This window comes from Pseudomonas sp. TAA207, from assembly GCF_001529285.1.
Taxonomy (GTDB): domain Bacteria; phylum Pseudomonadota; class Gammaproteobacteria; order Pseudomonadales; family Pseudomonadaceae; genus Aquipseudomonas; species Aquipseudomonas weihenstephanensis.
Map to the genome: position 1 here is coordinate 149,738 of NZ_LLWJ01000066.1, position 25,184 is coordinate 174,921.

Consider the following 25,184-nt stretch of genomic DNA (forward strand, 5'->3'; position numbering starts at 1 on the left):
CTCAAGTCCCTTGGCGCGCTTCAATTCACTTTTTTCTGATGATCGACTCTGGAGATACCCGCATGAACGGTTGGCCGGATTCACGCTTTATTGAATTGGCAGGTATTAGCGCGCCGATCATTCAAGCACCGATGTTGGGGGCGGGCGCCGATCTCATGATCGGCGTGGCGCAGGCAGGTGGGTTGGGGTCTCTGGCGTGTGCCACGCTGACGTTGGACTCGATTCGTGCCGAGGTTGCAGCTTTTCGTGAGGCGTGCGATCAACCCCTGAACCTCAACTTCTTTTGCCACCCGTCACCCGCCCATGATGAAGGTCGTGCCCAGCAGTGGAAGTCGCTGTTCAAGGCGTACTACCAAGAATTGGGTGTCGATTATGATGCGCCTACTCCCGTGTCAAGCCGTGCACCGTTTGACGAGGCGACGTGCGCGCTGGTCGAAGAGTTACGCCCGCAAGTGGTGAGTTTTCATTTCGGTTTACCGGCCCCGCAGCTCTTGGCACGGGTTAAAGCCTGTGGGGCAAAAGTGCTGAGTTCGGCCACCACGGTGCAGGAGGCGATATGGTTGGAGCGCCACGGCTGCGACGCAATTATTGCGATGGGCTACGAAGCCGGTGGCCACCGGGCGATGTTCTTGAGTGATGAGCTGAGCACGCAAATCGGTACGTTCGCCTTGGTGCCGCAGATCGTTGACGCGGTGGGTGTGCCTGTCATTGCCGCAGGCGGGATTGCTGATGCCAGGGGCATCGCAGCCGCGTTTGCGTTAGGCGCCAGTGCCGTACAAATCGGTACGGCGTATCTGTTTTGCCCGCAGGCCAAGTTGACGCAACCGCATCGCCGCGCCCTGCGCGAAGCCAGTGGCAGCCAAACGGCGCTGACCAATCTGTTTACCGGGCGCCCGGCGCGCGGGATCGTCAATCGGGTGATGCGCGAACTGGGCCCGATCAACCCTCAGGCGCCGGCCTTTCCGTTGGCCGGCGGGGTGTTGTTGGCGCTCAAAGCCAAAACCGAACCCCACGGTTCAGGCGACTTCATTAACCTGTGGGCGGGCCAGGGCTTTACGTTAAGCCCAGGGCGTACTGCCGAGCTGTCCTCTTATGAGCTGACACGCACATTGATCGATGCGTATGCCGCACGCCGCCCAGCCTAAGGCCGAGTGTTTTGTTCGCTAACACGCCAAAGGCGCTGGCGCACTGGCACCTGCGTCTTTGGTATGAGCTGGATCAGGCGCGTTGCCGCGCCAGGGTCATGGCGGTGTCTTCGATCATGTCTTCCTGACCGCCGACCATGCCGCGACGGCCCATCTCCACCAGGATCTCGCGCGCGGGCACGCCGTATTTCTGTTCGGCACGCTTGGCAAACAGCAAGAACGAACCGTAAACCCCGGCATAACCCATCGTCAGGGCATCGCGGTCGCTGCGGATCGGGAAGTCCATGATAGGCACCACCAGATCTTCGGCTACGTCCTGAATACCAAACACACTGACTCCGGTTTCGATGCCCATGCGCTCACACACGGCGATCAGGATCTCCATCGGCGTATTGCCAGCCCCTGCGCCCAACCCCGCAGCGGCTGCATCGATGCGTGTCGCACCTGCTGCAATAGCCGCAATGGAGTTGGACACGCCCATCGACAAATTGTGATGGCCGTGAAAACCGATCTCCGTGTCCGGGTGCAGCGCCGCGCGCAGGGCACTCACGCGTGCCTGAATGTCGTGGGGCAGCATGTAACCCGCAGAATCGGTGAGGTAAACGCAATTGGCGCCGTAGCTTTCCATCAGCTTGCCTTGCTTGACCAGCCCTTCGGCACTGTTCATGTGCGCCATCATCAAGAAGCCCACAGTGTCCATGCCCAGGGTTCGGGCGTATTCAATGTGCTGCTGTGAGACATCTGCCTCCGTGCAATGGGTGGCCACCCGAATCGTGTGGACGCCCAGCTCAAAGGCCATTTGCAGGTGGTCCACCGTACCAATCCCCGGTAGCAGCAGCGCGGACACTTTGGCCTGCGTCATCAGCGGGATCACGGCTGACAGGTACTGTTCATCGGTGTGTGCCGGGAAGCCGTAATTCACCGAACTGCCTCCCAAACCATCGCCGTGCGTGACTTCAATCAAGGGCACGCCCGCGGTATCAAGGCCGCAGGCAATGTCCTGCATTTGTTGCAGGCTGATCTGGTGACGTTTGGGGTGCATGCCGTCGCGCAGGCACATGTCGTGCACGGTGATTCTTTTACCGCGTAGGTCCATGGTCGACTCCTTAAGCGAGGGCAGGTTGTGAGGCGCTGGCGCTGAGTTGCCGTTCGCCGTTGAGGATTTCCTCGGCGAACATTTCAGCGGTACGTGCCGCCGCGGCGGTCATGATGTCGAGGTTGCCAGCGTACGTGGGCAGGTAGTCGCCCAGGCCCTCGACCTCCATGAAAATCGAGACCCGGTTGCCGTCAAATACCGGGCCGTTAACCAGTTTGTAGCCCGGCACGTAGCGCTGAACCTGTTCGATCATGCTGGCAATGGCCAGGCGGATGGCGGCCTGATCTGGCTCGGTTTCAGTCAGGCAGTGCACGGTGTCGCGCATGATCAACGGCGGCTCGGCCGGGTTGACGATGATGATGGCTTTGCCTTTTTTTGCGCCGCCCACCTGTTCGATGGCACTGGCGGTGGTGCGGGTGAACTCATCGATGTTTTTGCGCGTGCCAGGGCCGACGGACTTCGACGCTGCCGTGGCGATAATTTCGGCATAGGCCACCGGCTGCACACTTGAGACAGCCGCCACCAACGGAATCGTGGCCTGCCCGCCACACGTCACCATGTTGACGTTCATCGCCCCGCGCATGAGGCCGGACTTGAGGTTCACCGGCGGTACGCAGTACGGTCCGATGGCCGCTGGGGTCAAATCAATCATCAGCACGCCGAGGGCATTGAGCGTGTGGCTGTTTTGCGCGTGGGCATAGGCCGAAGTTGCGTCGAATGCGATCTGGATGTTGTCTTCCAGTACGTGCGCAAGCAGCCCGTCGACCCCGTCGCTGGTGGTTTTCAGGCCCATCGCTCGTGCCCGCACAAGGCCCTCGGAGGTGGCGTCGATGCCCACCATCCATACCGGCTCCAGCACCTCGCTGCGCAATAATTTGTAGAGCAGGTCGGTGCCGATATTGCCCGGCCCGATGAGGGCACATTTGATTTTTTTAGTCATCATCAAGGTCTCGATCACAGGTTCAGGACACAAAACGCAGGCGGGCGCTGCCCAGGCCGCTGAGGCTCAGGCTGACGTGATCGCCAGGCTGCACCGGCACCAGCGGGGCCAAGGCACCGGAAAGGATGATTTCGCCTTTGCGAAACGGGATGTCGAATTTACCCAGCGTATTCGCCAGCCAAGCCACGGCTGCGCACGGGTGGCCCTGTACCGCAGAACCCAAACCCTGACCGGCGGGCAGGCCATTTTTGAGCAGGTTAAGCTCGACCTTGGCCAAGTCCAGCTCTCGCGGATTGATGCGCTCATCGCCCAAAGCAAATACGCCGCAAGAGGCGTTATCGGCCACCGTGTCCTGAATGCGGATCTTCCAGTCAACAATGCGCGAGTCGACGATCTCAAAACACGGCGCAACCCATTGCGTGGCAGCCATCACGTCTTGGGCAGTGATGCCGGGGCCGTTCAGGTCTTCGCCGAGGATAAACGCGATCTCGCCTTCCGCCCGGGGTTGCACCAGATGGTGGCTGTGAAAGCTCACCTCGCTGTCATTGGCGACGTGCATGCGGTGGGTCAAAAAGCCGAAGTCGGGCTGATGCACATCGAGCATGTCTTGCACCGCGCGGCTGGTGACGCCGATTTTTTTGCCGACTACTTGCTCGCCCAAGGTCTCGCGGCGTTGCAAGAACCGCAGGGAAATCTGATAGGCCGTTTCAAGTGTGAGGTTCGGGTAACGCTGCGTCAGGGGGGGCACGCTACGGCGCTCGCGCAGGGCGTGAAACAACTCATCGCCCAGGGCTTCAATCAATGTGGCGTCCATGAATCTCTCTCTGCTCATAACGGGTTAATCACACGGGCCGTAGCCGTTGTCGCAGGCGATGGGTGAAGGTGGCGCCACGCTCAGCCCGGCCACACACTCGATTCAGCGCCGCCGTCCACTTCGATGATTTTGCCGGTCACCCAGCGTGAGGCCGGGGAGGCGAGGTACAGCGCTGCGGCACTGATGTCTTCGGGTTCACCCAGGCTTTGCAACGGTGTGGCCCGCACCATGCCGTCGCGCATGGGTTCTGGCAGTACACGGTTCAGCGCATCGGTGAGGATCGGCCCCGGAGCAATCGCGTTCACCCGCACCAATGGCGCAAAATCCTGCGCGAGCAAGCGGGTCATGTGGCTCAGCGCAGCCTTGGCGGTGCCATAGGCACTGAACTGCGTTTGTGCGTAACGTGCCGCGCCTGAGGTGATGTTGATGATGTTGCCGCTGCCTGCATCGCGCATGTGCGGCACGCACAGCTGGCACAGGTGATACGCCGAGGACACATTGAAACGCATGATGTCTTCAAAGCGCTCAATGCTTAGCGTCAATGGATCGTTAGGTCCTGCGCCACCGGCGTTGTTGACCAAATGAGTGATGCGGCCCATGTGTTCGCGAGCCTGGGTAATAAGGGCGATTCGCTGTTCTGCGTCATTCACGTCGCAGCTCACGGCCAGTGCGCGGCAGCCCAGCGTGCGTATCTCTTGCGCCACGCGTTCTACGTCGCTCAGGGTGCGTGCAGCCAGCACCACATCGGCGCCTGCTTGTGCGTAAGCCAAGGCAATCGCCCGGCCAATGCCACGCCCGGCGCCCGTAACCACGGCCACGCTGCCCGTCAGGCTGAAGCGTTGAAGAATGTTCATAAGACTCCTTTTAAGGGTTGGATGGCCTTTGCATCATGCTCAAGCCTTAGCGCGGCGCCCACAGGTCGGGCAAGCCTGGATCGCTGGCCGCAATCAAACGTTTGAGCAGCACTTTAAGGGCCTGTGCATCGCCCGGCCCGAGTTTGGCTGCAAGGTTTTGCTCTACCGCCTTGGCCAATGCCAACTGTTGCACGGACGCTTCTCGTCCGGTGGCGGTCAACACGTAACGCGGTGACTGGCTGTTGCCTTCCACCGCGACCATATGTTGCTTTTCCAGAAAGCGCATGCTGGCGAGCGTGACCACATGCCCGGTGTAGCTGACGAACGTATTGATGTCATGCAGCGTCAGGTTGTCGCGAATGCACAACACGGACAGGATGAAAAACGCGTGCTCGTCCAATTGCTGATTGCTCAGCAAACGGTGCAAGGCATCCAGCAGTTGGTAGTGTGCCCGCCCTAGCAAGTAGCCGAGCAGGTCCTCGGTGTAGCTGCATTCTGGCGGCGGCGGAGTGGTCGCCAGGCGCAGTTCACTGCGCGGTTTGCGGGTTGCCAGCGCATATTGACCGCTTTGAAACGCCAGCGGCGCACGGTCGCTGTGATCGAAGGCCAGTACTTCACCGACAAAAATCACATGGTCGCCGCCCTCGTATTGAAAGGCGGTGCGGCATTGAAAGCGAGCCGTGCAGTCTTGCAACAGCGGCGCTTCGCTGATGCCGTTGTCGAGCTGGATTTCGGCGAACTTGTTCTCGCCCTGCATGGCGAATCGACCCGACAACGGTTCTTGCTCGGTTGACAGTACGTGCACGTTCCAGTGCTTGCCGGAACTGAACACCGGCAGGCTGCGCGCTGTCTTGGCCAGGCTCCACAGCACCAGCGGTGGGTTAAGCGACACCGAGTTGAAACTGTTGGCGGTGATGCCGATGGGCGAACCGTCCTCAGCCTGGGTCGTGATGATCGTCACTCCGGTGGTGAACGTGCCGAGCGCGGTGCGAAACGCCTGCGGATCGAAGCTGCTTTGCATTGCCATGACGAACCTCATGGATTGAATTTTCGTGCTCGCAGTATTCGCCCCTTGAGCGCGGGTTACATCGTCTCTATGGACTAACGGAAACGGCCGATTATCGTCCGATTGGACGAGGTTTTACGCGCAGTTATTGGCTAGGTTCGACCCATCGAAGCGGCAGTAAAAACCGCCCGCATTGTCTTTGAAGAGGATTGGCGCATGACCTCCACGCACACCACGCCCGCGCAGCTGTCACAAGTATTGACGGCGCAAAAGAAAGCCTTCGTTGCCCATGGTCATGTCAGCGCCGAGCAGCGTTGTGAACGCTTGCAGCGAGTGATCGAGCTGTTGGTGCGCTATCAGCAACCGCTGATTGAAGCGATGGATGCCGACTTTGGAGGCCGGCCCCAGGGTTTTTCGCTGATCAATGATGTGCTCGGCTCCCTGGCGTCACTCAAATACGCGCGCGACCATCTACAGCACTGGATGGAAGACGAGCCGCGCCACGTGTTTGCGCCTTATGACCAGCTGGGCGCCAAGGCGTGGGTCATGCACCAACCCAAGGGCACCGTCGGGATTATGGGCACCTGGAATGCGCCGCTGTTTACCGTGCTCAGCCCGTTGGCCTGTGTGCTGGCGGCGGGCAACCGGGCCATTCTCAAGCCCTCGGAGGTGGTGCCGCGTACAGCCCAGGTATTGGCGCAAGCCTTTGCCGCGTATTTCGACCCGCTGGAAATCGCCGTGGTTAACGGTGACGCCGAGTTCGCGCAGGCATTCACCTCGCAACCGTTCGACCACCTGGTGTTTACCGGAAGTACGGCCGTGGGCCGTTCAGTGATGCGCAACGCGGCGCAACACCTGGTGCCGTTGACGCTGGAGTTGGGCGGTAAATCGCCGGTAATCATCTCCCGCACGGCTGATCTGGCTAAGGCCGCATTCAGCATTGCGGCGGCCAAGGCCAACAATGGCGGGCAAATTTGCATCAACCCCGATGTGGTGTATGTGCCCGCAGCGTTGCTGGAGGACTTTATCGGCGCCCTCGGCACCGCCTATGGCGAACTGTTTGCGAGCATCGAAGACAATCCGGACGTGGTCGCAGTGGTCAATGCCCGGCATTTGCAACGCGTCGAAGGCTATGTACAGGACGCCCGCGAACGCGGTGCACGCGTGGAATCTTTCCCGCAAGCACTCGCGGCCGATGAACAGCAGCGCCGTCGTCCGTTGCAGGTCGTGGTCAATCCGCCCTGCGACAGCCAGATCCTGCACGAAGAAATCTTCGGCCCGGCGCTGGTGGTGTTGCCCTATCAGCAGTTGGACCAAGCGCTGGCCGACATTCACAGCCGCGAACGGCCGCTGGCGCTGTACTACTTTGGCCAGAGTGAGCAAGAGCAGCGTTACGTGCTACAACGCACCCACTCGGGTGGCGTGACCCTCAATGACGTGATGATGCATGCCGCCATGCACGATGCCCCGTTTGGCGGGATCGGCGCCTCTGGCATGGGCCACTATCACGGTCGCGAGGGCTTTCTTGAATTCAGCCACATGCGCACCGTATTCAAAGCCCCGGCGCACGATCCGCGCCGCGAGTGGGGATTGCTGCCCCCGTACGGCGAACACTTTTTAACGACCCTGCAAGCAATGGTCACGGCTGATTAGGCCGACGATCAACCGATCGCAGCCTTCGCCAGTGCCTGTGCGTTAAGCGCTCTCACAATAATAAAACCCGGACTGGAGAACACCCTTGCACAACCCTGTCGAAGACGCTCTAACCTGCGCCGGTTGGCCCCGTCGTCATGTCCTTAAAGCCGGTGCTGTGGCCGTCGGGGCTGCTCTGTTGGGGCGCTTTGCCCAGGCAGCCAGCCCGTCGGCAATCACCCCCAGTGAGTATGGGGCGATGGACGCCTGGGACATGGCCGAGGCGGTGCGTAAAGGCGAGGTCAGCCCGCAGCATTTGTTGGCAGCGGCCATGGCCCGTTGTGATGCCGTTAACCCTAAGGTCAACGCCGTCAATATGCGTCACGATCAATACGCCCACGCGCTGCTCAAGGCGCGTGAGGCCAGCGGCGGGTCTACGACGGGTGCGCTGGCCGGGGTGCCGATACTGCTCAAGGACCTCAACACGTACCTTCAAGGCACACCTACCAGCAATGGTTGCCGCCTGTTCAAGGACGCCCCCGACGCTGAGCACACCAGCACCCTGATCGCCCGTTATCAAGCCGCCGGAGCCGTACCGTTTGGTAAAACCACGTGCCCGGAATTTGGCCTGACCACCACCACCGAGTCCTTGCTGTGGGGCCAAACGCGCAACCCGTGGAACCTGGCGATGAGCGCTGGCGGTTCATCAGGGGGCGCCGCGGCGGCGGTGGCCGCAGGCATTGTGCCGGTGGCCCATGCCACCGATGGCGGCGGCTCGATTCGTATTCCGGCCTCGTATTGCGGGCTGGTGGGGCTCAAACCCAGCCGCTATCGCACCCCCAGCGGACCAGGCAAATACGAAGGCTGGTTCGGGGCCAGCGTGGGCAATGTGGTCACGCGCAATGTGCGGGACATGGCGTTATTTCTGGACGTGGGTCAAGGCCATGAACACGCCAGTCCCTATTGGGCCAAGCCGCTGGTGCGCCCGTATGTCGAGGAGTTGCGCGCCGCGCCGGGTCGCTTGCGTATCGCGCTGGTACGCGACTCGCTGACCGGCGCGCCGCTGGACCCGGCTGTCGCCAAGGTGCTGGATGACACGGCGCAGCGCCTATCGGCAATGGGCCATAACGTTGAGCAATTACGTTTGCAGATCGACCCACGGCAACTGTTTGGTGCCCACGGCTCAGTCATTGGTCAGGCGCTGCTGACCCTGGTGCACGACCGCGAACAAACGCTGGGCCGCAGCGCCACCCCCCAAGACCTTGAACGCATCACGCAGGTGGTGCTGGGCAACGCTCAAAAAGTCACGGGGGAGGGCCTGTACCGCGCGCGGCAAGCCTTCGAGACCATTGGTGCCTACATGGAAGACCAATTTCAGACCTATGACCTGATCCTGTCCCCGGTCACCGCCAATGTGACGCCCGAACTGGGCCTGCTGAGCCTCAATCAGCCGTGGGACAGTTACGCCCACAACGCGATGGGCAGCGCCAGTTTCACCGTGCTGGCCAATGTCAGCGGGCAACCGGCCCTGTCCCTGCCGGTCGGCATGAGTGACAACGGCATGCCGATAGGCATGATGTTCACCGCGCCGCTGGGGGGTGAAGACGTCTTGCTGCGCATGGGCGCGCAGCTTGAGCAACAGCGCCCTTGGGCTAAATTACCCCGCGTGTGAGGCGCCACCTTGCGGCTTAACATTGACCTGTCACAACGCACTGCGTAGCCTTGCGCGTTCGAGGTTCTTCGCCACGCGAAGCTAAGAAGGGAACGCGGTATGCCGCGGCTGCCCCCGCAACTGTAAACGGTCAATTGCCTTGCATCGCCACTGCCTGATCCGCGGGAAGGCGCAAGGAGGGGCACAGCCACTGGCTGAGGCCCAGCCGTAAGCCAGGAGACCTGCCTCGTGACTGTTTCTTACTTCAACCGGGCGGGGTGATCCGGTGGCGAAAACGACCGCACACTGGCTGCGGTCGTCGTCCCGTATGCCCGCCGCTTTGCCAAAGGGCATCCGATGAAAACACTGGCCAAAATCCCCGTCACGATCGTTACCGGCTTCCTCGGCTCGGGCAAAACCACCTTGCTGCGTCACATGCTCGACAACGCACAGGGTCGACGCATTGCGGTGATCGTCAACGAGTTCGGCGAGCTGGGCATTGATGGTGAAATCCTCAAGCAGTGCACCATCGGTTGCACCGAAGAAGAAGCCAACGGCCGTGTGTATGAACTGGCTAACGGCTGTCTGTGCTGCACCGTGCAGGAAGAATTCTTCCCGGTGATGCGCGAATTGGTGGCACGCCGTGGCGACATCGACCACATCCTGATCGAAACCTCGGGTCTGGCACTGCCAAAACCGCTGGTCCAGGCGTTCCAGTGGCCAGAAATCCGCAGTGCCTGCACCGTTGATGCGGTGATTACCGTGGTCGACAGCCCGGCCGTTGCGGCCGGTACGTTTGCCGCGTTCCCGGATCAAGTCGACGCCCAGCGCAAACTGGACCCTAACCTGGACCACGAATCACCGTTGCATGAGTTGTTTGCCGATCAACTGGCCAGCGCCGACCTGGTGATTCTCAACAAAGCCGACCTGATCAACCCGCAGGACCTGGCCAAGGTGCGCGCAGAAGTTGCCGAAGAGCTGCCGCCTGCAGTGAAAATCATCGAAGCCAGCAGCGGTCGCCTGCCGCTGGACGTGCTGTTGGGCCTGGGCAACGGCTCGGAAGAACACATCGACAGCCGCCACAGTCATCACGACCATCATCATGATGGCGATGACCATGACGACCACGACCACGACCACGATGCCTTCGACTCCATTTCCATCCAATTGCCGCAAGCCGAAGAGCGAGTCCTGCTGGACGCCTTGACCCAACTGGTGATCAAGCACGGCATTTTGCGGGTTAAAGGTTTTGCTGCGATTCCTGGCAAACCGATGCGCTTGCTGATCCAGGGTGTGGGCACGCGTTTTGACAAGCATTTCGACCGCGCCTGGGGCGCTGATGAAAGCCGTGTGACCAAGCTGGTGCTGATTGGCCAGGACCTGGACGCCGCCCTGCTCGAAGCGTCCCTGCGTACAGCGTTGAGCGCTTAAACCATGCATTTGCTCAGGACCCAACCCGGCGGCTTTGTATCAGACGACAACATTGCTGACCTGGGGCAAACCCCCGCCGAGCTGGTGATCCTGTGCAGCGGCGACTCAAGCCTGGCGCTGTTGGCCGAAGCGGCCCAGCAGTTGCCGCACGACTATCCCAGCCTGCGTCTGGCCAACCCGATGCAGGTCCAAAATCATGCCTCGGTCGACTTATATGTCGATCAGGTGCTGCAACACGCCAAAGTCATTGTGCTGTCGCTGCACGGCGGGATTGGCTATTGGCGCTACGGCATAGAACAACTGATGCAGTTGGCCGAGCGCGGGGTCACGCTGATCCTGGTGCCCGGTGACGATCGCCCCGACCCGGAACTCAGCGCGCTGAGCACGGTTGCGCCTGAACAGGCTGAACGCTTGTGGCATTTTTTGCGTCAGGGCGGGCGACACAACGCACTGCAACTGTATAACTGCCTGGCCCAGCAATGGCTGGACCGCGACTATGCGTGGGACGCGCCGCAAACATTGCCGCGCACCGCGATCTATCACCCCGCGCATTCCAGCCCACAGCTCAAGGACTGGCAAGCCGACTGGCACCCCGACTACCCGGTGGCGGCGTTGCTGTTCTATCGCTCGCACTTGCAAGCGGCCAACACGGCGTTTGTCGATGTGTTTTGCCAGCGCCTGCAACAGGCCGGATTGAATCCGTTGCCCATCGCCGTGGCCAGTCTTAAGGAACCCGGTTGTCTGGCGGTGGTGCAGGACCTGCTGGATCAAGTTGAAGCCGGGGTCATTCTCAATACCACCGGGTTTGCTCAATCAAGCCCCGAAGCGCCGCACCTGCGGCCATTTAGGCGCAACATCCCGGTGATTCAAGCCATTTGCGCCCAAGACAACGAGCCAGGCTGGCGCGCCAGCGAACAGGGCCTTGGCCCGCGTGATCTGGCGATGCACATAGCCTTGCCGGAACTGGACGGGCGCATCATCAGCCGCCCCATCAGTTTCAAAGACCTGGCCTGGCGCAGCGAGCGCAGCCAGTCAGATGTGGTGTGCTACCGCGCGCAACCGGAGCGCATGGACTTTGTCGCACACCTGGCGCGGCGCTGGGTTGAGCTGGCACGGGTGCCCAATGCGCAAAAGCGCATTGCCCTGATTCTGGCCAACTACCCGACCCGTGACGGTCGTATCGGCAACGGGGTAGGGCTGGACACCCCGGCCGCCGCGTTGAATATATTGCGCGCGTTGCAGGCGCAGGGTTATCCGCTCGACGCCGACCTGCCCGACAGTGGCACCGCGCTTATTCACGCCTTGCTTGGCGGCGTCAGTAATGACCTGGACAGCCTTGACCTGCGACCTTGCCATCAAAGCATGGGGCTGGACGAATACGGCGCCATGTTCAGGGCCTTGCCTCAAGCCAATCAGCGCGCCGTGCTGGAACGGTGGGGCAGCCCTGAAAACGATCCAATGTTTCGCAGTGGGCGGCTGATGATCGCCGGCCTGCGATTTGGCCAGACCTTTGTCGGTATTCAGCCCGCCCGTGGCTACCAAGTGGACGCCAGCGCGGTCTACCATGACCCGGACTTGGTGCCGCCGCACGCGTATCTGGCGTTCTACTTTTGGCTGCGTCACACCTACGGCGCGCACGCCGTGGTCCACGTCGGCAAACACGGCAATCTGGAATGGTTGCCGGGTAAGGGCGTCGGTCTTTCAGAGCACTGCTGGCCTGACGCACTGCTCGGCCCGCTGCCCAATGTCTACCCGTTCATCGTGAATGACCCGGGCGAGGGCGCGCAGGCCAAACGCCGGACGCAGGCGGTGATCATCGACCACCTCATGCCGCCACTGACCCGTGCTGAAACCTATGGCCCGTTGCGCGATCTGGAGCTGTTGGCTGACGAGTATTACGAAGCCCAACTGCTGGACCCGCGGCGCGCGCGTGAGTTGCAACGCGACATTCTGAAGCTGGTGCGCGAAACCCATATCGACCGCGAATTACAACTGGATGAAAAGCTCGACAGCGATGCCGATGCTGCGATCTGGCTACCGCGGCTCGACACCTACCTGTGCGACCTCAAAGAGTCGCAAATACGCGACGGACTGCACATCTTCGGCGAATCGCCCAGCGGCCGTTTGCGCATCGACACGCTATTGGCGTTGTTACGCATTCCGCGTGGCAACGGACGTGGGGCGCAGTCCAGCGTATTGCGTGCGCTGGCCAAGGCATTCGAACTGGGCTTTGACCCGCTCGATTGCGCCCTGGCCGAACCGTGGACAGCGCCCCGACCGGCGGTGTTGCGGGCGGTCAGTGAGGCGCTTTGGCGCACCGCAGGTGATACCCGTGAGCGCCTTGAACTGTATGCCGCGCAATTGATCGAGCAGGCGTTAGACGGTCAATTGCACCTGCCTGACGGCGAGCAATGGTGCGAAGTGCAGAGCATTTTTGACGCCTTGCGTGAGGTGGTCGCCCCGCGTCTGGATGCCTGCGGCCCGGCCGAAATGCAAGGTTTGCTCGATGCCTTGCAGGGACGCTTTGTACCCGCCGGCCCCAGTGGCGCACCGAGCCGCGGGCGACTGGATGTATTGCCCACCGGGCGCAATTTCTTTTCGGTGGATGTGCGCAACCTGCCTACCACCACTGCGTGGCGCATCGGTTTTCAATCGGCCAATCTGATCCTCGAACGCCATTTGCAAGACCACGGCGACCATCTGCGTCAGTTGGGACTGTCAGTGTGGGGCACGGCCACCATGCGCACGGGCGGTGATGACATCGCGCAAGCCATGGCACTGATGGGCGTACGCCCGGTGTGGGCCACGGGCAGCCAGCGGGTGGATGACTTTGAAATCCTGCCGGTCAGCCTGCTCGACCGGCCGCGTGTCGATGTGACGCTGCGGGTGTCCGGGTTCTTTCGTGATGCCTTTGCCAACCTTATTCGCCTGTTTGACGCCGCCGTGCAAGCCGTGGCGGCGTTGGATGAACCGGATGAACTGAATCCGCTGGCGGCCAAAGTGCGTGCCGAGCGCGAGCAATTGGAGCGCGAAGGCATTGCGCCGCAAGCCGCTGCACGCCAGGCGGGCTGGCGCATATTCGGGGCCAAGCCCGGAGCTTATGGCGCCGGGGTGCAAAATGCCATTGATGGGCGCGTGTGGCAGAGCCGTGAGGACCTGGCCGAGGTGTACCTGAACTGGGGCGGTTATGCGTATGGCGGTGCCGATGAAGGCACGGCCGCGCGTGACCAGTTCGCCCAGCGCCTGAGCCAGGTACAGGCCGTGGTGCACAATCAGGACAACCGCGAGCATGATCTGCTCGACTCTAATGATTACTACCAGTTCCAGGGTGGCATGCTGGCGGCCGTGGAAAGCTTGAGCGGTCAATCGGCGGCCAGCTATCACGGCGACCACAGCCAGCCCGATTTGCCTAAAATCCGTACCCTCAAAGAAGAGCTGAACCGGGTGATCCGTTCGCGTGCCGCCAACCCCAAGTGGATCGAGGGGGTTAAGCGTCACGGCTATAAAGGCGCGTTTGAAATGGCCGCCACGCTGGACAATGTGTTTGCGTTCGATGCCACCACGCATTTGATCGACGATCATCAGTACGCGTTGCTTGCTGATGCCTACTTGCTGGATGGCGACACACGCCAGTTCGTGCAGCAACACAACCCGCACGCCCTGCGCGACATGACCGAACGCCTGCTGGAAGCCCAGCAGCGTGGATTGTGGCGTGAGCCGGGTGAGTACCGCGAGGCGTTGGAAAACCTGCTGCTCGACATTGAAGAAGACTGACTTGGAAATCTGGACATGACTGACACCCCGCACTTTCCACTCTCCGCAGTCGTGGGCGCCGAGGATTTGAAACTGGCGCTGTGCCTGAGCGCAATTGATCCCAAGGTCGGTGGCGTGCTGATCGAAGGCCCGCGCGGCATGGCCAAATCGACCTTGGCCCGCGGCCTGGCAGATGTGCTGGCCAGCGGTCAGTTCGTCACGTTGCCGTTGGGGGCTACCGAAGAGCGACTGGTCGGAACCCTCGACCTGGATGCCGCGTTGGGTCAAGGCACGGCGCAGTTTTCGCCCGGCGTGTTGGCCAAAGCCGATGGCGGCGTGCTGTATGTCGATGAAGTGAACTTGCTGGCCGACCACCTGGTCGACGTGTTGCTCGACGTTGCCGCCAGCGGCACCAACGTGGTTGAGCGTGATGGCATATCCCACCGTCACCCGGCGCATTTTGTGCTGATTGGCACCATGAACCCGGAAGAGGGCGAATTACGCCCGCAGTTGCTCGACCGTTTTGGTCTGAATGTGGTCATGAGCGGGCAGCCGCTACCGGCCGAGCGCGGCGAAATCATTCGTCGGCGTCTGGATTTTGACGCTGATCCGCAAGGCTTTTGCACCCGCTGGGCCAGCCATCAGGATGCCCTGCGCGCACGGTGTGAGCAGGCCCGCGCATTGCTCGGCCAGATAGCGCTGGATGACCAGTCGCTGGCAATCATTACCGAGCGTTGCTTCGCCGCAGGTGTCGACGGCATGCGTGCCGACCTGGTGTGGCTGCGTGCCGCCCGTGCCCATGCGGCCTGGCGCGGTGCCAGCGCAATTGCCCAGCACGACATAGATGCTGTCGCCGAGTTTGCCTTGCGCCATCGTCGACGTGCGCATGCGACACAATCGCCAGCCCCGGCGTCGATGCCGCCTCAAACCACAACCGGCAACACGACTTCCAGCGCAGGGCAAGGGCAGTGGGGCGAGTTGCCAGCCCAGCCACAGGCGGTAGGTGCGCGTCGAGAAGTACCCGTCTGGCCAAAAAAGCCCTAGGCATTCGCCCCCTTTCAGCGCTGGGGGCGGGTGCCAAACCCCAAGCCGGAACGTTGAAAACGGGCAAACAAGGTGCCGGTCGCAGTGGTGCATTGGGTTCAATTGATTGGGTTCAGACACTGCTGCGCGGGCGCCCGCGAGCGCGCCGGGATTTGGCCTTTAATCAGCGTCGAAGTACGCCGCAGGCCATGTGGCTGGTGATCGTTGATGCTTCGGCTTCAACCCGTCGCCATCAATCGCTGACCGATGCCAAAGGGTTATTGGCCCAGGTGTTTGAGCAGGCTTACCGCGAGCGTGCGCGGGTTGCCGTCATGACCGCCAGTGGCAATGTGCCGACCTGGCACGTGAGCGGGCTAAAAGCCTCAAAGGCGTTGCACGACTGGCTGACTACTTTGGGGGCGGGAGGCGGCACGCCATTACTGGAGGCGCTGGCTGAGGCAGCGTCCTGGCTGAGCACCCGGCAAAAGCGCTTTGCGAATGAACAGCAGCAGGTGTTGCTGTTCACTGACGGTCGTCTTAAAGAGTGGTCAACACTGGCGCTGATCGAGTGCCCGGGGATACTTGTCGATATAGAGCGCGGGCCGATCCGCCTGGGCCGGGCCAAGCAAATGGCGACCGGTCTGGGCATGGATTACCGGCACATCGACGAACTCAAAACCGTGTAGGCGCTGACGAGGCACGAAACTGCGCTCGGGGGCGCAGCAGCTGTAAAGAATGCTGTGACAACTGCTGCGCGGGCAGACGTAGCCTCGCCCTACTCGTCAGGGGCTACAGCCGTATTGATCTGCGTCTTAAGCCGGCATCACCCAAGCTTGCAGCGTGTAGCCGTCATTGCTTAACTCGGCGCGGGCTTGGGCCAGCAGGTTTTCGAGTTGGGCGGCGTCGGCGCAGGCACTGCGCGGGATCTGTTTGCTAACAATTCGGGTATTGGTGCGGTCAATGACGCTCAGGCTCAGTTCGCCATGGCCATCTTGTGCAGCCCAGGCAACGCATTGGAAAGGCTCAAAGGCGTGGCCGGCAATCAAAAGTGCTTCGTTGAAACGGAGCGGGGCGTTCATAAGGTGGTCTCTCTAATAGGCCCATCAAGTGATTAACCGTCGGCTGGGCATACCGTTCGGTTGGTTACTTGTACTGATGACCGATGCCCCCTCTCAGGTCACACGCAGAATCGATTTTTTTATACCTTTTTTCATAAACCTGATTCAGGTCAATTTTCAGTGTGCTCGAAAACACTCTTTTGAGTGACGGCTAGTGCTCTTTGAGTGGGTAAAGTTCAATTTGATATTAGGCTTATAAAGAAACGGTACAAGCGCGCGTCAAAGAATGACTACCGTTACCAACAGCTTCTACAACTTACTGTTTCTAAAAACCTTTTATTATTTTGGCGCCAAGGAACAGTCATGCTCGAATTGTCCTCATCCCGCCGTCTGTTAGTGGTTGATCCTTGTGATGATTGTCATCAGATACTGCCCGGGCTGCGCACCATCGGCTGGGATGTGGACAGTTGTAATCTGGACGCCGTGTTTGATCGTTCATGTGACGTAGGCTTGCTTCGCCTGCAACCGTTTCACCTGGAGCGCCCAGAAGCCATCAAAGACATGATCAGTCGCAGCGGCACCGAGTGGATTGCCGTGCTCAGCCCTGAGGTCTTGAAGCTGAAGAAAATGGGCGATTTTGTCGGCGAGTGGTTTTTTGACTTCCACACTTTGCCCTTTGACGTATCACGGGTCCAGGTCACGTTGGGGCGTGCGTTTGGCATGGCCCGGTTACGTGGGCAAGGTTTAAGTGCGGTGGCGAGCGCCGGTCATGAGTTACTGGGCGAAAGCCGTACCATTCGTGACCTGCGCAAACTCCTGGGCAAACTGGCACCCACCGAATCCCCGGTGTTGATCCGCGGCGAAAGCGGCACCGGCAAGGAGTTGGTTGCCCGCACCCTGCACCGTCAGTCACAGCGTCACGACAAACCCTTTGTTGCGATCAATTGCGGGGCGATCCCTGAACACCTGATCCAGTCCGAGTTGTTTGGCCACGAAAAAGGGGCGTTTACCGGCGCCCATCAACGCAAGACCGGCCGTATTGAAGCCGCCAACGGCGGTACGTTATTCCTCGACGAAATTGGCGACCTGCCGCTGGAGTTGCAAGCCAATTTGCTGCGTTTTTTGCAGGAAAAACACATCGAACGGGTGGGTGGCAGTCAACCGATTGCCGTGGATGTGCGGGTGTTGGCGGCCACCCACGTCGACTTGGAGGCGGCCATTGTCAATGGGCGGTTTCGTGAAGACTTGTACTACCGCCTCAACGTATTGCAGGTGGTAACCGCGCCTTTACGTGAACGCCATGGTGATCTGGCCATGCTGGCCAATCACTTTTCACACTTCTACAGCCTTGAAACCGGCCGCCGCCCGCGCACCTTCAGCGCCCAGGCGCTGGTTGCGATGGGTAATCATCAATGGCCGGGTAACGTGCGCGAGTTGGCCAACCGGGTTCGGCGCGGTTTGGTGCTGGCCGAAGGGCGGCAGATTGAACCGCCTGACCTGGGCCTTGAAACACGCCAAGCGCCCTGCGTGGCAATGGGCACGCTGGAAGAATACAAAGACCGGGCCGAACGCCAGGCACTGTGTGACGTATTGCAACGCCACAGCAATAACCTCAGCGTGGCCGCACGTGTGCTCGGCGTGTCGCGGCCTACGTTTTACCGTTTGTTGCACAAGCACCAGATCCGCTAGGGCGGGGCACAACGAAAAGGCCCGCCGTGTTCACCCACGGCGGGCCTTTTCCATGGGCGTTGGGTTAGAAGTAGTACGGGAATTTCAGGCTGAAAGTGAAGTCGGGCGCGTCTTCGGTCAGGCCGATCGACAGGTTGGGCACGATGGTCAGGTTGTCGGTGGCCGCAATGGTCATGCCCACGTTGAAGTACCCCGCGTTGGCGTCGCTGGTGGTGAGGGTTTGCCAGTCCTGACCCTTGTATTTGATTTTGCTTTTGCTTTGGATCAGGTCAGACACCGAGAACGACATGCTCATTTTCTCGTTCAGGGCAAAGGCGATACCGGCGCCGATCTGGTAGCTGTCACCCAGCTTTACGCTGCCCGGTTGGGTTTGATTGGCCCTGGAGCCGATATCGCTGAAGGAGTCCTCCAGGTTATAGGTGTAGGAGAGTGAGCCAAACAGCACCGCCGGGTCGAAGGTTTTGACCAGTGAGATGCCGGGTGTGATGGACCACACGCCATTACCCGTGGGCAAACTTTCAGGGTAGGAAATGTTGTCGCCACTGCCGCTCGCCTGAACCAGTTTGATGCCGTAGGGGTCTTTACCCGTGGGCGCCTTCACACGCACAGAAAATACCGCGTCGGGTGTGTTGGCGGACTCGTCGAGAAACTTGTAGGCCACGCCGACGTTGACGTCACCCAGGGTCGGGTCGCGGGTGACCGTTTTTTCGGCGGTTTGGGTGGCGTCTCCACCGGCGCCCGCCGATTGAAAGGTCGACTCGCGATAGACCACCGGCACGTTGATGTCGAACTGCCAACGATTATCGAGGTTGTAGCGTGCGGTGAGATCAAGCGTCCAGTTGTCGGCCTTGATCCGGTCCAGGTCGATGTTGCCGAGCAGGATCGAATCGAGCAGCAGCAAGCCGTTGAGGTTTAACTGGCGTGTGTCGTAGCGCGAGTAGGTGACGCCGGTTTCAACACTGAACTTGCCGCCGCCAAAAAAACCACTGGCTTCGTCGTACAGGTTGGTCACGCTCTGCGCTGGCGCCGAGTCGTCCTTGAGGGCTTGGCCGTAAGAACTGCCGCTGCCGCCCGCACCGCCGCCGCTGGCTTGAGACACGGTCTGGCCTCGCTTGAGGTCTGCCGGAGACTTGACCAGCCTTTGCGGGGCTGGGGCTGCAGGTTGTTCTTCCACTTGACGTACCCGCTGTTCGAGTACTGCCAGGGCTTTTTGTTGCTGGTCGTAACGTTGACGCAGTTCCAGTAATTCTTGCTTTAATGCCTCGACATCACCCTCCGGGGCTGCCTGTAGCAGCGCGCAGGGAAGCAGAGTGCTCATACATACAACGGCGCGAAAGGTAAACGATCGATGCATGAAATAAGCCGTCCGGGGAAGTCTATTTAGTAGTGCCTCAGCCTAGTTCAATATCCCGCAGCGCGAAGGGCTTTTAGTTGGCTAATACTGGAATTAAGTCCCTCGGTATTCACCGCGTTGTTACGCAGCACCATATTTAACTGCGTCATGTTATTCACCGCATTACCGCCGCCGAGCAACGTGGTGTTCTGTAAGACCCCGCCTTGAGCGATCTGCTGCAATGTAGTGCCTTGGTTATTGTGGGCGCTAATTGCTAACTGAACCGCGCCGCCGCTCATTGAAACATTCAGGTTGCCAGCCGCATTGTTGAGCTGTACCGGGGCGCTGGTCGTGAGCAATGTACCTTGCTGATTAAGCACTGGCGCCTGATTGCCATAGCTGACATTGATATCGACAGTGTTGTTGGCCCCGTTGTTGTCGCCCGCCGCGCGCACGCTTTGGACCACGCCTTGCCCCGCGCCTAGCCCGGCACCGCCCACCACGCTGCCGGTGCCGACGGTGGGCGTGCCGGGACGGCTTTGACCTTGAGTCGAGTAGGTGGTCACGTAGAACTGCGGTTTGACCGAGTTCTGTAATTGCAGGGAGGTGCTGGCGCCGATGCTGTTGCCCTGCGCGTTGGTCCAGGTGCTGCTCATGACCAGACCGAAACTGACAATGCGTCCGGGCATCACAAACCGTCCGCGCAACTCAGCCAACTCCTGATCCTTTAATTCAATCGGTTTAAACATCGAGTCGGCTTGCGCCTGCAAACAGACGGCAACGCAACTGATTGCCAGCCAATAGTTGATATTCATGTGCCTCTCCCGAAGCGTCCTGCCCCGTGGTCAGTGTGTGCACTTAAAAGAAATCGCTTTGGATAAAACCGAAGTCCAGCAGCTCGGCATCTTTGACCGGGCTGAACCCGTTCAGTGTGTTCTTGGCTGAGAGCGGAACAGGCGGATCACGTAATGCATTGGTTTTGTCGTAGCCGGGGCCTATCACGGCAAACACAATGCCGTTCCAGCCTTTAACGAAATCGTCTTGGGAATAACGCTTGTGACCCAGTACTGGGTCGCCGATGTACACCCAGTTGTCTTGTGTGCGTTGCAGCACCACAAAGTGCTTGTAGCCACGAATGTCCAACAGGACCACCACCGGCACGTTGATGTTTTGCAGGTTTTGCGCCGGGATGCGATAACCCCGTGCCCGCATGCCGATGCTTTCGATGTAGCGCTTCATATCGAGCATCGAAAAACCTTGGGTACGCACCAGCTCTTCGTTCGCATTGACCAGCATGCCCTTGATCACATGGTCTTCATCGACATCCAGCCAGTACGCCTGACGCAGAATCGTCGCCAGTGCGGCGGCGCCACAACTGAAGTCGGTTTTCTGTTCCACCAGGTCACTGAAACGACGTTCGCGAATGCTCTGCACCGGTTTGTAAATCAGGTTGGCGCCCGGCAACGCAGCCACCGCCATTTGCGCCGCTTGCGCAACACCGGTCAAACACAGCAACACAGCGAGTGCGATGCGTAACATGAGCAGGCCACCTCGAACAAAGAAAGGGCCTCTGATGCAGAGGCCCTTTGAACCGCCGTGTTACATGGCGGTTTTGCTGACGCTGCTGATAGACAGCGAGTTGCTCTGCTGGTTACCCACGCCTGACGCGACGTTGGCACCCACGTTGCCGGAGGTGGATTTAAGCGCATTGGTCATGTTGGAGTTGTTGCTGACCGGTACCCGGGTGGTGGTTGAACCAAAGCTCCACGGGGTGTGGGTGCTGACCGAGCTGAGGTCGTTAACCACGGTCAGGTTGTTGGAGGTCTGCGTCGCTCCGGCACCGGCGGTTGCCAGGTTGCCACCGGACACCGCAATGGCCAGGTTGTTTTTCTGCTGGTTAAGGTCGCCCGCAGCCACGTTCACCCCAACGTTACCCGAGGTGGTGTTGACCGAGTTGTTGAGTGTTGCCCCGTTCTGAGTGCCGTGGTTGTTCACTTTGTTGTAATAGCTGGACTGGCTGGCGCTGGTCAACGCAGCGCCGGTACCGAGCACAAAGTTCTGGTCATTGTTGGCGATGGCAGCGGCGTTATCTTGCTGGTTACCGGCGCCCGACGCCACGTTGGCACCGATGTTGCCGCTGGTGCTTTTGATCGAATCGTCAACTTTTGCACTGTTCAGCGTGCCGTTATTGGTGATGTTGTTGTCGTGACTGACTTGCACATCCGCGATCACAGCACTGGCGCCGTTAACCACAGCGGTGGTAGGCGTGGGGGTAGGGGTTGGGTGGCGATCACTGGTGTCCGCTTGAGCGGCCACAGCCATAAGTGCAGCCAGAGCGAAAACCAGTGGTTTAAGAGCCATTGCAGGTTTCATGGTGATTCTCCGTGCTTCATTAGTTAAGTGAGTGTTGGCATTTTTCTAATTGCACTGCGCGTTACCCGAGTCATTGCGCGACCCGTACATTCAGGGTGTTAGCCATGCGGTTCCCCACCCCTGCACTCTGGTTGACTTGAAGCACTCCGCGGCTGCCGGTGAAGGCCTGATCGCTGGTAACGACCTGGCGGCTGCCGGTGTTGAGTGCTCCTGTTACCGAGTTTGGTGTCAACGCCACGTTCTGTTGCGCGAGGGCGTTGTCGTCGATGCTTTGCGCCGCTGTACTGATGCTGATCCGCACGGCGTTGACCATTTGATTGTTGGCGCCCGCAGATTGGTTGATCCCCAAAATACCGCTGCCATGACTGAACGAGTCGCCGTTAATACTGACCTTGGCGTCCAGCGCGGGGTCGGCCTGACCGGTGAGTTGCTGGCTCACCCTGGTGTTGCCCTGCACCTGACTGCCAATGGAAATAGTGCGGGCATTGACTTGTTGCTGCTGGTTGCCGGCAGCCTGGTTGATCATCATGTTGCCGGTGTAACCGGTGCCGGAATTATTGATTTGGGCCTGATTGCTGTCAGCCAGCACGGGGGTGGATGCCAGCAGGGCGAGCACCAGCACAGAGCTTTTCACGTTCATTGCCCGCCGCCCAATGTGGTGAGCGGGCGCATGCCTTGCTCGATACTGCGATTGATCTGGCCACCGAGATTGGCGCTCGGGCCACCTGAGCCGCCGGCTCGGCCACTGCTGGTCAGGCCCGGCATGCCGGTGTGGTTGATCATGCCTGGCAGGTTATTGGTACCAGTGGTGATGGTGCGGGTAATGCTTGAACCCGTGCTGATGCGGGCAAAATCGCCATCGCCCAATTCGCCTTGGGCTGTCATCGCATTGATCTGTGCTGCTGGGTTGGCGTTGACGACGGTGGGGTTGGGGTCAGGCGGGGCCGGGATACTGCCAACGGCATGCGGGTACACCTGGCGCGTGATAACGATTTCGCCGTTGCCCGCCGCCTGGGCGCTCAGGCAAACGAGTACAGCGCTGAGGCTGCAAGCCGTAAGCGCGTAACGGGTGAGTTGAGTGCGTAAAGTCCCCATGACATCGTTCTCTCTTCAATACGCTGGCCCTGATCAGCGTTGCGAAAGAGAGAGCAGAAGCTGTGCCGCTTTTTCAATTGCGTTTAAAAGCAATGAGTTGTGGGTTTGTGTCAGGGGCGCGTCACCTCAACTGTCTCAATGCTGAGACAGCGGGTCGAGCGTGTAACGGTGGGCGGCGGGTGCTTGGTGCGGCTTTGGCGGCTCGAATAGTCTATGTAACGGCACAGTTACACAGTCGTCTGAATCGCCCGCAGGCCCGATTAATCAAGGGGGGGTGAGGGCATGGGTGTGTCAGTAGCGGACATGTCAGACGCGTATTTGTGTCAATTGGCCAGTAGCTGGCCCACAGCGTGCAGTGCGCAAGCTTGGCGCTCTTGCCAACCCCCGCGAATGATTTGCATGGGTTGACGGTGCTGTTCGAGCCACGTGCGGCTTTGTTCAAAGAATTGCAGGCGCTCGTCCAGGCTCGGTTGGCAACGCAGACCGTCGGGCGTCCAGCCCACATCCTTGGGCGACAACAGCAGATGCAGGTCGTAATGACGGCTCAATAATTCAGGTTCAAGCCAGGCCGGACAGTCGCCGAACAGGGTCTTGCTCCACAGGATATTGCTCAGCAGATGCGTGTCGAGAATCAGCAAATGCGGGCTTTGGGCGCGAGCGGCGTCCTCCCATGCCAATTGACCACGGGCGATGGCCGTAATATCGCCAAGGCAGGTATCGCGAGGGTTTTGCTCCATGAAATAGCGCACATATTCAGCGACCAACAGGCCGCCAAACTGCTGTTGCAACTGCGCCGACAACCAGCTTTTACCGCTTGACTCAGGCCCGGCCAACACCACGACCTTCATGTACGCAGCGCCGGATCAAGACGCCAGTCACGCCAGCCCTGAATCGCAATCACCGTGAACAGGGCATACAGACCTGCCGTGAGGTACAAGCCCTTGTACACAAACAAACCGACAAATATCACATCGACCACAAACCACAGCGCCCAACACTGCAACCGTTTTTGCGCCATCCACATTTGCGCCACCAGGCTGAAAGCGGTCAGCGCAGCGTCAAGCCACGGCTGTGCGGCGTCGGTCCAGTGCGCCATGGCGGCGCCCAGAGCCAGACTGCCCACGGCGCCGATGGCCAGCCCCGTAGCGACCTGGCGCGTGTTGAGCGCCGTCACTTGACGACCTTGGTGTTGTGCGCCAGCGCGTGTCCACTGCCACCAGCCATAGAGTTGCAATGCCGCATAAATGACTTGCAGCAACATGTCGGAATAGAGCTTCACCTCGAAGAAAATCCAGCTATAGAGCAACACCATGACCAGCCCGATGGGCCAGCACCAAGGGTTTTGTTTGACTGTCAACCAGACGGCAATGACGCCGAGTGCGGCGGCAAACAGTTCAAGCCCTGACATGGGGGTTCCTTGGGGGAGAGAGAAGGGCGGGGATTGTAACCTCAGGTGCGCTTGTTGTGGTCGTCGGCAACGACAAACATCCCGTAGGGGAGAAGGCCGGTCTGCCCACGCCTCCAGGGGAGGCGGCGAGCAGGTGCCGGGCTGGCCGAACGCGGCTTAATGCACGATCTGTGCAAGAAAGGCCTTGGCTCGCGGGCTTTTCGGCGCACTGAAGAAGTCGTTGGGCGGCGAGTCTTCGATGATCATGCCGCCGTCCAGAAACAACACGCGCTCGGCCACCTGGCGGGCGAAGCCCATTTCGTGGGTCACGCAGAGCATGGTCATGCCGCTGCCTGCCAGGTTAACCATCACGTCGAGCACTTCGCTGACCATCTCCGGGTCCAGCGCTGAGGTGGGCTCGTCGAACAGCATGATTTTTGGCTCCATGCACAAGGCTCGGGCAATCGCCACGCGCTGTTGCTGGCCGCCGGAGAGCTGGCTGGGGTATTTATCGGCCTGGCTGGCGATGCCCACTTTGGTCAGAAAGTGCTGTGCCAGCTCGATGGCTTTTTTTCGCGACAGACCGCGCACCGACATCGGCGCGAGGATGCAGTTGTCGAGCACGCTCATGTGCGGGAACAGGTTGAAGTGTTGAAACACCATGCCGATTTGACTGCGCACGCTGGCGGCTTCGCGGGTGGCGTGCGACAGGTCGGTGTCATTGATCAGGATGCGGCCCTGTTCGGCAATTTCCAGACGGTTGATGCAGCGAATCAGGGTGGACTTGCCCGAGCCTGAAGGGCCGCACAGAACGATGCGTTCACCTTCGCGCACCTTGAGGTCGATCCCTTTGAGCACATGAAAGGCGCTGTAGTACTTGTTCAGTCCAGCAATATCCACCACC

Annotated in this window: 23 protein-coding genes and 1 riboswitch; of the genes, 8 read left to right on the plus strand and 15 right to left on the minus strand. The window is 60.1% G+C overall.

Annotation, left to right across the window (positions count from 1 at the left end; translation table 11 throughout):
• Nucleotides 1-62: 62 nt before the first annotated feature.
• Nucleotides 63-1,145 (plus strand): NAD(P)H-dependent flavin oxidoreductase, encoded by a 1,083-nt coding sequence (locus AP059_RS12850; RefSeq protein WP_059763281.1) that lies wholly within the window; start codon nt 63-65, stop codon nt 1,143-1,145.
• A 73-nt stretch (nt 1,146-1,218) separates the two neighbouring features.
• On the opposite strand, the gene dmpG is transcribed toward AP059_RS12850, so the two are convergent.
• The 5 genes from dmpG to AP059_RS12875 all read right to left on the minus strand — a co-directional run bounded on the left by dmpG (nt 1,219) and on the right by AP059_RS12875 (nt 5,876).
• Nucleotides 1,219-2,241 carry a 4-hydroxy-2-oxovalerate aldolase gene (gene dmpG / locus AP059_RS12855; RefSeq protein WP_059763280.1) on the minus strand — a complete coding sequence of 341 codons (1,023 nt, stop codon included), beginning with the start codon at nt 2,239-2,241 and terminating at the stop codon, nt 1,219-1,221.
• Nucleotides 2,242-2,251: 10 nt separating this feature from the next.
• On the minus strand, nt 2,252-3,181 hold the full coding sequence (locus AP059_RS12860) for an acetaldehyde dehydrogenase (acetylating) (protein WP_059763392.1): 930 nt from the start codon (nt 3,179-3,181) through the stop codon (nt 2,252-2,254).
• 22 nt (nt 3,182-3,203) lie between these two features.
• Nucleotides 3,204-3,995: a fumarylacetoacetate hydrolase family protein gene (locus AP059_RS12865; protein ID WP_059763279.1), complete on the minus strand. Its 792-nt coding sequence runs from the start codon at nt 3,993-3,995 to the stop codon at nt 3,204-3,206.
• 80 nt (nt 3,996-4,075) lie between these two features.
• Entirely contained in the window at nt 4,076-4,849 is a 774-nt protein-coding gene (locus tag AP059_RS12870) for a glucose 1-dehydrogenase (protein WP_059763278.1), read from the minus strand.
• Between the two features lie 46 nt (nt 4,850-4,895).
• On the minus strand, nt 4,896-5,876 hold the full coding sequence (locus tag AP059_RS12875) for a flavin reductase family protein (RefSeq protein WP_059763277.1): 981 nt from the start codon (nt 5,874-5,876) through the stop codon (nt 4,896-4,898).
• A gap of 195 nt (nt 5,877-6,071) precedes the next feature.
• On the opposite strand from AP059_RS12875, the gene AP059_RS12880 reads away from it, so the two are divergent.
• The 6 genes from AP059_RS12880 (at nt 6,072) to AP059_RS12905 (ending at nt 16,031) form a co-directional block, all read left to right on the plus strand.
• Nucleotides 6,072-7,508, plus strand: coding sequence for a coniferyl aldehyde dehydrogenase (locus tag AP059_RS12880; RefSeq protein WP_059763276.1), 1,437 nt, complete (start codon nt 6,072-6,074; stop codon nt 7,506-7,508).
• A gap of 85 nt (nt 7,509-7,593) precedes the next feature.
• Nucleotides 7,594-9,159 (plus strand): amidase, encoded by a 1,566-nt coding sequence (locus AP059_RS12885; RefSeq protein ID WP_059763275.1) that lies wholly within the window; start codon nt 7,594-7,596, stop codon nt 9,157-9,159.
• Nucleotides 9,160-9,203: 44 nt separating this feature from the next.
• Nucleotides 9,204-9,402: riboswitch (cobalamin riboswitch) on the plus strand.
• Nucleotides 9,403-9,495: 93 nt separating this feature from the next.
• Complete coding sequence (cobW, locus tag AP059_RS12890; protein WP_059763274.1) at nt 9,496-10,569, plus strand: cobalamin biosynthesis protein CobW; 1,074 nt, start codon at nt 9,496-9,498, stop codon at nt 10,567-10,569.
• Nucleotides 10,570-10,572: 3 nt separating this feature from the next.
• On the plus strand, nt 10,573-14,343 hold the full coding sequence (cobN, locus tag AP059_RS12895; RefSeq protein WP_059763273.1) for a cobaltochelatase subunit CobN: 3,771 nt from the start codon (nt 10,573-10,575) through the stop codon (nt 14,341-14,343).
• Between the two features lie 15 nt (nt 14,344-14,358).
• Nucleotides 14,359-15,366, plus strand: a complete 1,008-nt coding sequence (locus AP059_RS12900) for an ATP-binding protein (RefSeq protein WP_059763272.1) — start codon at nt 14,359-14,361, stop codon at nt 15,364-15,366.
• The gene (locus tag AP059_RS12905; RefSeq protein WP_082706792.1) at nt 15,291-16,031 is read left to right on the plus strand and encodes a vWA domain-containing protein; all 741 of its coding nucleotides are present in this window, start codon (nt 15,291-15,293) and stop codon (nt 16,029-16,031) included. The genes AP059_RS12900 and AP059_RS12905 overlap by 76 nt, the downstream gene beginning before the upstream one ends.
• 126 nt (nt 16,032-16,157) lie before the next feature.
• Here AP059_RS12905 and AP059_RS12910 read toward each other — a convergent pair whose 3' ends face one another.
• Nucleotides 16,158-16,424, minus strand: coding sequence for a hypothetical protein (locus AP059_RS12910; RefSeq protein ID WP_059763270.1), 267 nt, complete (start codon nt 16,422-16,424; stop codon nt 16,158-16,160).
• A gap of 342 nt (nt 16,425-16,766) precedes the next feature.
• On the opposite strand from AP059_RS12910, the gene AP059_RS12915 reads away from it, so the two are divergent.
• Complete coding sequence (locus tag AP059_RS12915) at nt 16,767-18,092, plus strand: sigma-54 dependent transcriptional regulator (protein WP_059763269.1); 1,326 nt, start codon at nt 16,767-16,769, stop codon at nt 18,090-18,092.
• Nucleotides 18,093-18,156: 64 nt separating this feature from the next.
• Here the strand turns inward: AP059_RS12915 and AP059_RS12920 are convergent, their stop codons facing one another.
• From AP059_RS12920 to AP059_RS12960, 9 genes are all read right to left on the minus strand, one after another.
• Nucleotides 18,157-19,446, minus strand: a complete 1,290-nt coding sequence (locus tag AP059_RS12920) for a hypothetical protein (RefSeq protein WP_059763268.1) — start codon at nt 19,444-19,446, stop codon at nt 18,157-18,159.
• A gap of 47 nt (nt 19,447-19,493) precedes the next feature.
• A complete protein-coding gene (locus AP059_RS12925) occupies nt 19,494-20,240 on the minus strand; it encodes a hypothetical protein (RefSeq protein ID WP_059763267.1) in 747 nt (248 codons plus the stop codon).
• A gap of 43 nt (nt 20,241-20,283) precedes the next feature.
• Nucleotides 20,284-20,964, minus strand: a complete 681-nt coding sequence (locus AP059_RS12930) for a C39 family peptidase (protein WP_059763266.1) — start codon at nt 20,962-20,964, stop codon at nt 20,284-20,286.
• A 60-nt stretch (nt 20,965-21,024) separates the two neighbouring features.
• A complete protein-coding gene (locus tag AP059_RS12935; RefSeq protein ID WP_048364955.1) occupies nt 21,025-21,798 on the minus strand; it encodes a hypothetical protein in 774 nt (257 codons plus the stop codon).
• A 70-nt stretch (nt 21,799-21,868) separates the two neighbouring features.
• Complete coding sequence (locus AP059_RS12940; protein ID WP_059763265.1) at nt 21,869-22,438, minus strand: hypothetical protein; 570 nt, start codon at nt 22,436-22,438, stop codon at nt 21,869-21,871.
• Nucleotides 22,435-22,893 (minus strand): hypothetical protein, encoded by a 459-nt coding sequence (locus AP059_RS12945; protein WP_059763264.1) that lies wholly within the window; start codon nt 22,891-22,893, stop codon nt 22,435-22,437. The genes AP059_RS12940 and AP059_RS12945 overlap by 4 nt, the downstream gene beginning before the upstream one ends.
• A 323-nt stretch (nt 22,894-23,216) precedes the next feature.
• Nucleotides 23,217-23,741, minus strand: coding sequence for an AAA family ATPase (locus AP059_RS12950; protein ID WP_059763263.1), 525 nt, complete (start codon nt 23,739-23,741; stop codon nt 23,217-23,219).
• Nucleotides 23,738-24,301: a nicotinamide riboside transporter PnuC gene (gene pnuC / locus AP059_RS12955; protein ID WP_048364951.1), complete on the minus strand. Its 564-nt coding sequence runs from the start codon at nt 24,299-24,301 to the stop codon at nt 23,738-23,740. The genes AP059_RS12950 and pnuC overlap by 4 nt, the downstream gene beginning before the upstream one ends.
• A gap of 156 nt (nt 24,302-24,457) precedes the next feature.
• Nucleotides 24,458-25,183, minus strand: a complete 726-nt coding sequence (locus tag AP059_RS12960) for an amino acid ABC transporter ATP-binding protein (protein WP_082706799.1) — start codon at nt 25,181-25,183, stop codon at nt 24,458-24,460.
• Nucleotide 25,184 lies beyond the last annotated feature (1 nt).